Origin of the sequence: Pseudanabaena sp. FACHB-1998, assembly GCF_014696355.1 — a bacterium.
Classification (GTDB): domain Bacteria; phylum Cyanobacteriota; class Cyanobacteriia; order Pseudanabaenales; family Pseudanabaenaceae; genus Pseudanabaena.
Genome location: NZ_JACJQA010000008.1, coordinates 82,200 through 93,906, shown reverse-complemented (window position 1 = coordinate 93,906; position 11,707 = coordinate 82,200). Strand labels below are relative to the sequence as shown.

13 protein-coding genes and 1 pseudogene are annotated in these 11,707 nt (G+C 42.7%); 7 read left to right on the top strand and 7 right to left on the bottom strand.

Features of this window, described 5'->3' with window-relative positions; translation table 11 throughout:
• Positions 1-23: 23 nt before the first annotated feature.
• Positions 24-641 carry a hypothetical protein gene (locus H6F42_RS04215; protein WP_190398110.1) on the bottom strand — a complete coding sequence of 206 codons (618 nt, stop codon included), beginning with the start codon at positions 639-641 and terminating at the stop codon, positions 24-26.
• Between the two features lie 24 nt (positions 642-665).
• Here H6F42_RS04215 and H6F42_RS04210 point away from each other — a divergent pair, with 24 nt between their 5' ends.
• Positions 666-1,049: a DUF2809 domain-containing protein gene (locus tag H6F42_RS04210; RefSeq protein ID WP_190398109.1), complete on the top strand. Its 384-nt coding sequence runs from the start codon at positions 666-668 to the stop codon at positions 1,047-1,049.
• Between the two features lie 48 nt (positions 1,050-1,097).
• On the opposite strand, the gene H6F42_RS04205 is transcribed toward H6F42_RS04210, so the two are convergent.
• Positions 1,098-1,724, bottom strand: coding sequence for a lysozyme inhibitor LprI family protein (locus tag H6F42_RS04205; RefSeq protein ID WP_190398108.1), 627 nt, complete (start codon positions 1,722-1,724; stop codon positions 1,098-1,100).
• Between the two features lie 113 nt (positions 1,725-1,837).
• On the opposite strand from H6F42_RS04205, the gene hisB reads away from it, so the two are divergent.
• The gene (hisB, locus tag H6F42_RS04200; protein WP_190398107.1) at positions 1,838-2,440 is read left to right on the top strand and encodes an imidazoleglycerol-phosphate dehydratase HisB; all 603 of its coding nucleotides are present in this window, start codon (positions 1,838-1,840) and stop codon (positions 2,438-2,440) included.
• Positions 2,441-2,516: 76 nt separating this feature from the next.
• Positions 2,517-3,293, top strand: a complete 777-nt coding sequence (locus H6F42_RS04195) for a hypothetical protein (RefSeq protein ID WP_190398106.1) — start codon at positions 2,517-2,519, stop codon at positions 3,291-3,293.
• 30 nt (positions 3,294-3,323) lie between these two features.
• Here H6F42_RS04195 and H6F42_RS04190 read toward each other — a convergent pair whose 3' ends face one another.
• Positions 3,324-4,457 (bottom strand): 3-deoxy-7-phosphoheptulonate synthase, encoded by a 1,134-nt coding sequence (locus tag H6F42_RS04190; RefSeq protein ID WP_199288896.1) that lies wholly within the window; start codon positions 4,455-4,457, stop codon positions 3,324-3,326.
• Between the two features lie 198 nt (positions 4,458-4,655).
• Between H6F42_RS04190 and H6F42_RS04185 the strand changes: the two genes are divergently transcribed.
• Positions 4,656-5,150 (top strand): DUF1648 domain-containing protein, encoded by a 495-nt coding sequence (locus tag H6F42_RS04185; RefSeq protein WP_190398105.1) that lies wholly within the window; start codon positions 4,656-4,658, stop codon positions 5,148-5,150.
• Positions 5,151-5,292: 142 nt separating this feature from the next.
• Here the strand turns inward: H6F42_RS04185 and H6F42_RS04180 are convergent, their stop codons facing one another.
• Complete coding sequence (locus tag H6F42_RS04180) at positions 5,293-6,570, bottom strand: NAD(P)/FAD-dependent oxidoreductase (RefSeq protein WP_190398104.1); 1,278 nt, start codon at positions 6,568-6,570, stop codon at positions 5,293-5,295.
• 185 nt (positions 6,571-6,755) lie between these two features.
• Positions 6,756-7,070 (bottom strand): hypothetical protein, encoded by a 315-nt coding sequence (locus H6F42_RS04175; protein ID WP_190398103.1) that lies wholly within the window; start codon positions 7,068-7,070, stop codon positions 6,756-6,758.
• A 169-nt stretch (positions 7,071-7,239) separates the two neighbouring features.
• Between H6F42_RS04175 and H6F42_RS04170 the strand changes: the two genes are divergently transcribed.
• From H6F42_RS04170 to upp, 3 genes are all read left to right on the top strand, one after another.
• Positions 7,240-8,331 carry a hybrid sensor histidine kinase/response regulator gene (locus H6F42_RS04170; protein ID WP_190398102.1) on the top strand — a complete coding sequence of 364 codons (1,092 nt, stop codon included), beginning with the start codon at positions 7,240-7,242 and terminating at the stop codon, positions 8,329-8,331.
• Between the two features lie 55 nt (positions 8,332-8,386).
• On the top strand, positions 8,387-8,953 hold the full coding sequence (locus H6F42_RS04165) for a hypothetical protein (protein ID WP_190398101.1): 567 nt from the start codon (positions 8,387-8,389) through the stop codon (positions 8,951-8,953).
• Between the two features lie 164 nt (positions 8,954-9,117).
• Complete coding sequence (gene upp, locus H6F42_RS04160; protein WP_190398100.1) at positions 9,118-9,768, top strand: uracil phosphoribosyltransferase; 651 nt, start codon at positions 9,118-9,120, stop codon at positions 9,766-9,768.
• A 40-nt stretch (positions 9,769-9,808) separates the two neighbouring features.
• On the opposite strand, the gene trpD is transcribed toward upp, so the two are convergent.
• A complete protein-coding gene (gene trpD, locus H6F42_RS04155) occupies positions 9,809-10,855 on the bottom strand; it encodes an anthranilate phosphoribosyltransferase (RefSeq protein WP_190398099.1) in 1,047 nt (348 codons plus the stop codon).
• 144 nt (positions 10,856-10,999) lie between these two features.
• Positions 11,000-11,680 (bottom strand): annotated as a pseudogene (locus H6F42_RS22270) (sugar transferase); the annotation flags it as partial.
• Between the last annotated feature and the right edge of the window lie 27 nt (positions 11,681-11,707).

Here is an 11,707-nt window from a genome sequence, read left to right as displayed (position 1 = left end):
CTTAAGTTGATTTTGTCAGAATCTCAAGAACGCTTACCTGCTGTAAATCCATACCATTCCCCTACAATCGGATAATATGTATAAACATCAGAGCCAAAGTGGTAGTTCCCATAGGGGTTGGGCTGATAGGCAAATCCATAAAAGTCGGAGATATCAATAAAGCGAAGGTTCCCAGTACTAAAATAGATACCACCACGACGATCGCGATCGCATTCTATGACGCGATACAAACCTACCTGTTGTTTAACTGGTTTGCTATTACAGATTGAATTGAGCTTATCCGCATCAGCTATAACTGCCTCAAATGCAGGACGTGATATCGAAAAGGCAATTGTTTGGGGCAGATTGGTTTTTAATAAAATTACTGTTAGCCCTAAAGTTATGGCGGCGGCGATTATTAAGGTTTGAGTTGCAGGGAAAAAATTTATTTTCTTCAAGATTTGCATCCCCACTACAGTTATCACTACAAATGCAATTAAAAGTGGGATTCCATAAATATATACAATCACCAGAAGAAAAAAGCCTAGATCGGCAAGCTCTCCCGGGAAGCAACTAATCCACAGTACGCCCAGACAAAGTAGTTGCAAAAGCAATAACAATATAAATAAGAAGCGATTAGCCATTATTTCGTTATTATTCATTCAGTACATTCTTTTATTTTAAAGATGTTAGCGAATAGACTTACCTTCAATCGAAAATACTTCCTTTTAACAATTCTTCTCTTTTTAATAGAAGTCTGGATCGCAATTTGGTTTGACGATCGCTTGATTCGTGCTTTTGTTGGCGATGTCCTAGTTGTCATTCTCATCTATTGCTTTATTAGATCTTTTTGGAAAGCCCCCGTAAAAGCAGTGGCGCTATCAGTTTTTATCTTTGCTTGTGCGATCGAAGGCTTACAGTCTCTAAATCTTATTGACAAGCTAGGATTGCGTCAGTACAAGCTTTTAGTAATTGTTTTAGGCTCTACATTTGATTGGGCGGATATTATTGCCTATGCTCTGGGTACAGCGATCATTCTCATTACGGAAAATAGACTTAATCATAATTGAATATAATTGAATCGAGTGCCGCCTACCCTATGGGCAGCACTCGATTCACTATCTGCTTTTCATCAGAGATTCTAGTTCCCTTAGCCGATTTGCTGCTAAGCGATCGCGACATTGCTTTGCCCTTTGAGGTGTCCCAGTAAACTGTAAAGCCTCAAATCGACATTGCAGAGCTTGATAACGTAGCCATTGAACCTGCCCAGCCGAATTTTTGAGATTATCTTGATTGAGAACTTTGACAAGACGCTGAGATGTTTCATCGGGAGAAAGTTGAGAAGTACTTTTTCCTAGTAAATCGGCAATGCGATCATTTGTTACCCTAGCTCGACAACTGTGGTAAAGCAATGGATAAATGGAACCAGTACGGAATGGTTTGCTCAAATCTTGGCAGTGTTTCTCTCGATAGGAGTTCCAATTTGCTTCGATCGCTTTAAGTTGGATCTGCTCTGCCGAAGTTAGCCGTACATTGATATCTTCGTAAATTAGCGATCGCAAAAAATCAGCAGTTTTTGCCCAGCGGACGGCACAGAAATTAAGCGCAATTTGGCTTTGCTCTTGGCAAGCGGGTGGTGCAACTCCAAAGTTTTGAGATTGAGCAATGGTTTCAGATACAGCAGGAGCGATCGCTATACAAGACAGTCCCAAAGCGAGTGGAAGAGACTTGAAAATCTTTTGCATGATTACCTCGAAATCAATTCTTCATGCTACGTCAAAAAATAATGCGATCGCAATTTAAGGTTAAAGTGTAGTAAGCCTGACATTTTACAACTTTTATCAATTTCTGCTCTGCTATGTCCTACGATACTCCTCGCATTGCTAAAGTCCACCGCAAAACTGGTGAAACCGATGTCACCGTAGCACTCAATCTTGATGGCACAGGTAAAGGCAATATCAATACTGGTATTCCCTTTCTCGATCATATGCTGCATCAAATTTGCTCTCACGGCTTAATCGATCTCGATGTCCAAGCTACAGGCGACTTGCATATTGATGACCATCACACCAATGAGGATGTGGGAATTGTATTAGGACAAGCGCTCGGACAAGCACTAGGCGATCGCAAGGGCATTAATCGCTTTGGACATTTTGTGGCTCCCCTTGATGAGTCTTTGGTGCAGGTTGCCCTCGATTTTTCGGGTCGTCCCTATCTCGTCTATAGCTTAGTGATTCCCAATCAGCGTGTGGGAACTTACGACACCGAGCTAGTCAAAGAGTTTTTTCAAGCCGTAGTCAATCACGCTCAAATGACCTTACATATCCGTCTTTTAGAAAGCGGAAACTCCCACCACATCATCGAAGCCGCTTTTAAAGCCTTTGCCCGTGCCATGAAAGTGGCGATCGAAGTCGATCCCCGCCGAGCGAGCGTAATCCCTAGCTCTAAAGGCGTTTTATAACTACATCTTTCCCTAGAAGAAGGGTGGGACGAAGCGCTACCGTTCTTCTATGGGGCTACCACAATTAAGGTGACTTATGACTGAACCTATGGCTTTAGGCGATCGCATTGAATTTGGCTTTTGGGAAGCTGGATGCATGATTTGGGTTGGGGCAAAAGATTTTGTGAGCCGAGATTACGATGGATTTTGTAATTTAATCTGGAATAATGACCAACCTGAATTAAGAAAAGCCATCTTTGAACAGAAAGCTTTTCTAGCGATGAATCTCTATCAAGATGATGGCTACAATGTTCGCGTCGTTATGGGCGATTTGAATGAGCAGGAACAGGAAGAATGGGTGGCGCGAGTGCGTTGGCGACTGGATTTGTCCTGTGGAGAAATGATCGTTTCAGGAGTGTTGGGAGATGATTTGGATGATATTCCCAATGTGAAGGAAGTTAGCAATGATAGCGATTGCTTACAATGCTATATCACAGTTCCTCCTAATGAGTATCAAGTGGAAATCTATTCCTATCCGCCTAGCGATATTACGACGGCTTGGGATCAGATTATAGGCTCCGATCTATTTCCCATCAGTGAGGGAATTGAGCCAGAATCATTAAAGGCATATTTCGAGAGAACCCGCCCTCATACGCCTGTTCCTGCTTGGATTGGTTGTGAAATAGAGGAAGATCCTGAGCGTCGTAAAAAATATTATGAAGAAGCTTATTCGCTTGATTACAGTGATTTTGTAATTCGGCTTACGCCTGTTATTGAAGATTTATCACCACCAGAACTAGAAGAGGATGGATCAATAAAATGGGAATTTCGTAAGCCCGATCGCTGTCCCCTTGGTTTAACTAGACAGCGCTAATAAAAAAGCACCCTAAGGGTGCTTTTTTATTTAGAAACGACCAGATCTAACGGCGCTAACGAGATCATTTAAAATCTCAACCGTAGTCTCGAAATTAATACAGCCATCGGTAATGCTCTTACCGTATTCCAGCTTTGCCAAATCTTTTAAAGGCTGCTTGCCCCGATTGAGATGGCTTTCGATCATGACTCCCACAATATATTCCGAACCATTACGCACCTGCTCGGCAATATCCTGCAACACAATCGGCTGATTTTTATAATCTTGTCCACTGTTGTCGTGACTGCAATCCACCATCATATAAGGCTGTAACTGGCGATCGCTTAGTCGATGGGCGATCGCCTCGACATGCGCCTTGTCGTAATTAGGACCCTGCTTACCGCCACGCAACACAATATGCCCATCGGGATTGCCTGAAGTAGTGATAATACTCGCTAAGCCATCATTGCTAACCCCAAGAAAACGGTGGGGCTGCCTTGCCGATAGCATCGCGTTAATCGCCACATCAATGCCGCCGTCCGTGCCATTTTTGAAACCAACGGGCATCGATAGTCCCGAAGACATTTCGCGATGGGTTTGGCTTTCGGTGGTTCTTGCGCCGATCGCTGTCCAAGAGATCAGATCGGCAAGGTACTGCGGCACGATGGGATCGAGCAGTTCCGTAGCACTGGGCAAGCCTAATTTGGCGACATCGAGTAGTAACCCCCTCGCCATGCGGATACCGTAATTAATATCAAATGTCCCATTCAGGTGTGGGTCATTGATTAAGCCTTTCCAGCCAATTGTGGTGCGCGGTTTCTCGAAGTAAACTCGCATCACGATTTCCAGAGCATCGCTGACCTCATCGCGAAATTTGGCTAATTTTTCGGCATATTCACGGGCTGCCTTGACATCATGGATCGAGCAGGGTCCAACTACCACTAACAAGCGACGATCGCTACCGTTTAAAATATTGCGAATTCTAGCTCTAGATTCAGAAACAACCTTAGCGATCGCCGTAGTAATGGGTAGCTCGGTTTTGACTTCTACGGGGGCTAGCAATGGGCAGGTTTCGACCACATGCAGGTCGCTAGTCTTAATTTGGTCTAAATTTTGATCTAATACTGATATGCCTTGACCAGAAATATTTGCGATTTCACTTGAGGACACGCCGTTTAACTCCATATAAATATCTACTTATACTTTAGCCTCCCGATGGGGTTAACGTATCCCACAGGTGGATTTTTGTTACAACAATCTGCAAACAATATATTTGTTTCTAGTTTACTTAGATAATTTGGTAGTCATGCAACGTAATTGTGTTGTGGACGCTTCGCGTCCACAACACAATTACTAAAAAATATACTTAAGGAGCATACAGCGATGAAATTACCGTTGTATATCGTTCTATTTTTATTTGGATTAGCGATCGCCCAAAGTATCCACTTCTATCCATTACTACCAGATGTCGTTGGCTCTCATTTTGATGTTGCAGGGAAAGTTAATGGAACTTCTTCTAAGATGGGCTACTTTATAGCCTATTTTGTAGCCCTTGCTGTTACTAGTTCCTTTACGGTCATACTGCCTTTAATTTTTAAGTATGTACCAACATCTATTATCAATTTACCCCATCGTGAATATTGGCTGTCAAGCGATCGCCGCGAAGAGTCTTTGCAATTTCTCAATGGGCATTTCTCTTGGTTTGGTGTAGCGACTATGCTATTGATGGTGATCATATTTCATCTCACATTTTTAGCTAACCTAAGTCCGATTAAAGAACTCAGCGCTCCTGCTCCTTGGGCTTTGTTAATAGCCTATGTCCTATTCACAATCTGGTGGACTGTAATCCTATTAAGACGTTTTCCCAAACCGTCATAATCAATGCATAGCAATGTAAGTGTTACTTAGGACATAAAACCCCAAAAGCGAGTTGCGGCGCTTCGCCCCGCAACTCGCTTTTGGGGTTTTGCTTTGCTACAAATTAGGGAGATAACAGGAAAAATAGAATCTTCAAAAAAATCTAAGCTTGCAAAATCCCCTGTGCAGCAATCCATGCAGTAGTCCAAGCATTTTGAAAATTAAAACCACCCGTCACACCATCAATATCTAAGATCTCTCCTGCAAAAAATAAACCAGAGCAAATTTTGCTTTCCATCGTCTGAAAATTCACATCCTGCAAGCGAATCCCGCCACAAGTGACAAACTCTTCCTTAAATACACCTTTACCCGCGATCGCATATTCACTCGCGCTCAACACATTCACAATTTGCTGAATCGCTTTATTAGAAATATCCGCCCAACGTTTTTCTAATTCTACCTCCGCTTTATCCAGTAAATATTCCCAGAGGCGCAGGGAAATCTCCAAGGGACAATAGTTAGAAACAAATTTTTTAGGTTGATCGGCTTTTGCAGTTAGCAGAATTTGTTTAATCGCTTCTATTTTTAAAGATGGAATCCAATTAACCGCTAATTTTGCTTGATAGTTGCATTCATGGAGTTCTCGCGCCGCCCATGCGGATAACTTTAATACGGCTGGACCACTTAAACCCCAATGGGTAATTAATAAAGCCCCTGATTGTTCTAGGGGATTGAGGCTGGATTTTTTCTTCTCAGAATTAGCCGAACTAATTAATTTAACGATGGCAGGGTTGACGCTGACTCCTGCGAGTTCATGCAGTTTAGAATCTTTGATATTAAAAGTAAATAGAGAAGGAACGGGCGGCTCAAGTTCATGCCCTAGTGATCGCGCGATCGCATAGCCCGAAGGACTGCTACCTGTGGCAAGTAAGAGGCGATCGCAGATTATATTCTCGCCATTTTTCTCGCCATTCTTGAGAATCACCTCAAATTTGCGATCGCCTAAATGTTCAATTTTGGCTTCAATTTTTTGGACTAAAACATTAGTACGAAGATTAACACCAGCCTTTTTTGCGGCAAACATCAAAGCTTCCACAATCGTTTCCGAATCATCGGTAATCGGAAACATTCGACCATCGGCTTCAGTTTTTAGCTTCACTCCTTCCTGATTAAACCAGCGCACGACATCTAAGGGTTGAAACTTTGAGAAGGCTCCCCGCAAGGCTTTGCCACCTCTAGGATAGTTCTGGACTAATTGCGAAGGCTCAAAACAATGATGGGTCACATTACAACGACCTCCTCCTGAAACCCTTACTTTTGCCAGAGGTTGCCGTCCTGCCTCCAAGAGGGTAACGCGAGTATGAGGAGCTTGCGCCGCATGGATTGCGCCAAAAAATCCTGCTGCTCCACCACCAATTACTACAACTTCTGTACTTGCCATATTATTCTCTTTACAATTACCTTGCTGGAACCCTCCCCCCCCCAGCCCCCTCTCCCTTGATGGGAGAGGGGGAGTAAGACTAATTTCTTATTCCCCTCTCCCCTTTTGGGAGATGGGTGAGGGTCTTGGGGCTTTCTACGTAACATCACTTACCTTAGAGAGAGTGGTGCTTCGCACCACTCTCTCTAAGCTTTTTTGGGGCGACAGGACTGAAAAATATTGATTACTTCTTTGGGAACTTGCTTAGTTTCTCTCGCCGCCGTATCGATTTTGAGAAATTCGGCAAAGGTATATTGCGATCGCAATTTATCTAAACTACAAGTACAGAAATCTTTGCTATTAGTAAATCCACAACCCTTCATAAAGGTTTTAACTACTTCCTGCGGATATTCATACTTTTCTTGTTTAGGAGTTTGAGTCTCTTGGGAATTTACCGCCGCAGAAATACTACTACTAACTAGTAAAAATGTACTTAAGGAGAGAAATAAACGATGGCGCATATTTAAGTAAGAGATTGCTTAATCCGTAAGTCATTATATAGCGTTTCCCCATAAATAAAGGCGGCGCTTCGCGCTGCTTTTACTGTAATTTCTATCATCAGGATGACTACATAGATCGCAATTTCGTGACAAGATCTACATAGCCATCCTGTTTTGCCTGAGCGTTTGAATGAAATCTCCTGACCGTTTACTAATTGTTGATGATGTGCCAGACAATCTATTTCTTGTTCGCACAATTCTCGAAGAAGAGGGATACGAGATCATCACAGCATCTAATGGTTATGAGGCGCTAAAAGTTATTGAATCGGAGCCGATTGACTTAGTATTACTGGATGTGATGATGCCTCTGATGGATGGCTATGAGGTGACGCGCCGCATCAGGGCGATGAAGGAGTTGCCATTTATTCCGATTTTGTTGATTACTGCCTACGATCGCGCTAATGCTGTCAAAGGCTTAGACCTCGGCGCAGATGAATTTATTCGGAAACCCATTGAAGCGGATGAACTCTTGGCAAGGGTGCGATCGCTGCTGCGGCTAAAACATAGTATTGCGGAGCGCGATCGCATTGATCGCCAACGACAGGATTTTGTATCACGCTTAACCCATGATTTGCGAACTCCGCTTGTGGCGGCGGATCGGATGTTGGGGCTATTACAAGATGGCGTGTTGGGAGAAATTTCGCCGCAAATTGGCGAAGCACTGACGATTATGGGGCGTAGTAATCGTAACTTGCTAGAAATGGTGAATAAGCTCCTTGATGTCTATCGCTATGAGTCAGGCAGTAAAACTATTAACTTACAACCATTAAATTTGCGAGAACTGCTGGAGCAGGTGGTGGAAGAACTAAAGCCGATCGCAATTTCTAAAAATCTAGAACTTACCGCCGAGCTAGATCAAGCAGCTACGGTGAAAGGCGATCGCCTTGAACTATTGCGAGTTTTTAATAATTTGATTGGTAATGCCCTGAAATTTACCGAAGCAGGCAGCGTCCATGTTAGCTTAAACTTAGCTCAGTCCGAGGCAAATAAATCTGAGGCAATTATTGCGATCACTGATACTGGTGCGGGTATTCCAACTGAAGAACAACCATTCTTGTTTCAAAGATTTCGCCAAGGCAACCACCAAAAACAAGGTAGCGGCTTAGGGCTATATCTATCGCACTATATTATTAGCGCCCATGATGGCAAAATTCTGGTCAAATCTCCCAATCCTGATACTCCGCAAGGTTCTACTTTTTTTGTACATTTACCCATCATCTAAAAATCAAAAGATTTAGCCTTGCTAAATCTTTTGATTTTATACTTACCGACCCATCATGAGTAATCACCAACTTCAATACGACACACTCCTGAGTCATTACAGCAATTCCCTCGAAGCAATTTCCCTATTGCGTGAATATCGCCCATATTTTGAGCTAATTCCTAGCCTACGTCGTCCCAGTGATAGTTTAATTTCGATTCCATTTCCCGTCGTCCAACTTACGAGTCCCAACTTGACGCAACGGCATGTGCAGTTGGAATGCGATCTTGCCTTAATCATGTGTGACCCTGACTGGAAAGTAAAGACAGGTCGGGAAATCTTTGTATTTATTCATCGTCCCAATGAAGATTATTCCGCACTCTTGCAACGTTGGCGACAAGTAGAAGTTCTGCTTGGTGAGGAATATTACTGGTTAATGCCTTGGAAGCATCGGAGTATTATTAGCGATCGCGGTGAATATCATTATCCTCTATTTGTAACTCTCGACTATTCACCCAATCGGATTGCCAAGGGCTTAGAAGGTGCATCTTTACCCCATGCGAAGGTTGCCGATATAGAACTCGATTTACCACCTGATACCGAAGAAAATCAAGAAAATCAAATTTGCGATCCCACTCAATAGTTGAACTGACCCTAATCTATGTTAAATCTATTTAAATAGCTAGGCAAAATTAAATATAAAAACTCAAAACCTGTGGCGTACGCTGCGCGTACGCCACAGGTTTTGGTTCTGGTTTTTTAATTATGCCTAGCTACTTAAATCTATTCAAATACTAAAATAAATTTATGGCTTCCCAATTGCGCGTATATGTTCCACCCCATCCAATCATTCGTCACTGGCTCACGATCGCCCGCGAGAAGCATACACCAGTGCCATTGTTTCGCACAGCCATGATTGAAATGGGTAAATGGCTTACCTACGAAGCTATTCGTGAATTTATACCAGTACAAGAAGTCAATATTGAGACTCCATTGGGAAGTGCTTCGGGGCAGTTGATTGATAACTCTGTTCCCTTTGCACTAGTGCCAATTTTACGAGCAGGATTGTCAATGCTAGAGGGTTGCCAGACTCTATTGCCAACAGCCAGTGTCTATCATTTAGGCTTAGTGCGTAATGAAGAAACCCTCCAAGCTAGTTGTTATTTAAATCGTTTGCCAGATAGATTTGAGCCTCAAACACGTATCTTCATTGTGGAACCAATGATGGCAACGGGTGGATCGATTATTACGACTCTTAAATTGTTAATAGAGAGGGGAGCCGATCCTGCGTTCATTCGGATTATTAACGCTTTGTGTGCGCCACCTGCGTTGCAGTTAATTAATCAACAATTTCCTGCGGTGCAAATCTATTCGGGCTGTATTGATGAAGTAGTTAATGAATTAGGGTGGATCGTTCCCGGACTAGGAGATGCTGGCGATCGCGCTTTTGGAACCTAATTCCAATAAACTAAAAGTGTTGCTATGCAACACTTTTAGTTTATTTAAGGAAATTAACCAAAGCTTCAGCTTTGTTCCATGCTGCGCCACTTTGAATAATCGTGGAAGCTAATTTAACGCCTTCAGCCCAGCTATTAGCCGCACCGCCAATGCGAAGAGCTAAGCCAGCATTAAGCGCCACACAATCAGATTGCGCCTTACTTCCTTTGCCCTGTAACACATTGCGTAGAATTTCTGCATTCTCAGCCACATTGCCACCACTGAGACTCTCGAGGGGAGCAGCAGATAGACCTAATTCTTCAGGGTTGAGAGCATCTTCTGTAACAATTCCATTAGCAAGATACGAGATATCAGTTAGATCCCCTAATCCCGCCTCATCCATGCCTTCGCGACTATGCAAAACTACAGCCTGTTGGCGATCAAGTAGCCGTAAAGCTTCCGCTACGGTATGAGTAAGGTTCTTGTTATAAACACCTAGAACTTGACCAGTAGGATGTAAGGGATTTACTAAAGGACCAATGAGATTAAAAACTGTGCGAACCCCTAAACTTTTACGAATTGCACCCACTGCCTTCATGGCAGGATGCCAGTTAGGGGCAAATAAGAAGGTAATTCCCACCGCAGGAAGTGCTTCATAAATTTTTTCTGTTGAAGTTGTAAGGTTAATTCCAATCGCTTCTAATACATCTGCTGAACCAGAGCGGCTTGATACGGCTCGATTGCCATGCTTTGCCACGGCAACACCTGCTGCTGCGGCGACAAAAGCAACAGAAGTCGAGATATTAAAAGTCGAAGCTCCATCCCCTCCAGTTCCACAGGTATCAATTAGAGGTTTAGAGCGATCGACGATATGCCCTAACTTTTCTTTAAATTTTTGTCCTTCACTTTGAGATTGTAATACATTAGCCATAGCCGCTAGTTCCGAAGCCTCAACCCCTTTAAACTGCAAAGCCGTCAAAATTGCTCCTGATAGCTCAGGAGCGATCGCGCCTTCTAGCCATCCTTGCATTAATGCTGTCGCCTGCTCATTGGCTAAACTTTGTCTATTCATAAGTTGCTTGAGCAATTGAGACCAGTTTTGTTCCATAATTCCTTCTATTTGTTTCTCGCTATTGTTTTAAGAATACAATGCTTTGACCGCATCCAAGCAATATAAAAAGCAGAGATTAAGCCCCAAAGGGACTTAATCTCTGCTTTTTATGGTCAACCTGTAGGAAAGAATTACAAGAGGCTATATTGCTTTATTGTTTTTATCAAATAGAACCAAAATAGTTTGCACAATTAATTTAAGGTCATACCCAATACTCCAATTGTTGCGATACTCAAGGTCAAAGTTGACTACCTCAGCAAAATTTCTTACGCTCGAACGTCCATTTACCTGCCAAACTCCTGTAATTCCCGGTCTTACATCCAGACGATTCCATTCTGTATAGCGTTCATCTTGATATTCCACTTCTAGTTCATAGGAGTTAATCTCATTAAAAGTGGGTGGGCGAGTTCCAACTAAGCTCATATCACCAATTAATACATTCCAAAATTGAGGAAATTCATCCAAACTTGTCTTTCGTAAAAATTTGCCAACTCTCGTCACGCGAGGATCATCAGCATTTTTAAAGAATTTATCATTAGCACTATTACCTTCGGTATCACCATCTGCTCGTCTACCCGCCGTAACTTCATTTTCTACTTTGATTTTTAACTCTTCCGCATTTCGTACCATTGAGCGAAATTTCCAAATACGAAAAGGTTTACTTAACAGTCCACATCGAATTTGTCCAAATAAGACATTTCCTTTACTTTCGGTAGTAATGGCTAGGGCAATAGGAATAAAAAAGATGAAGGTAAAACTTAAACCTATTAGAGCGCCAACAATATCAATTAGTCTCTTAGTGGGATTGCGAACTGAGGGATGGACGGGTACGCCGGGATCGATATCAAC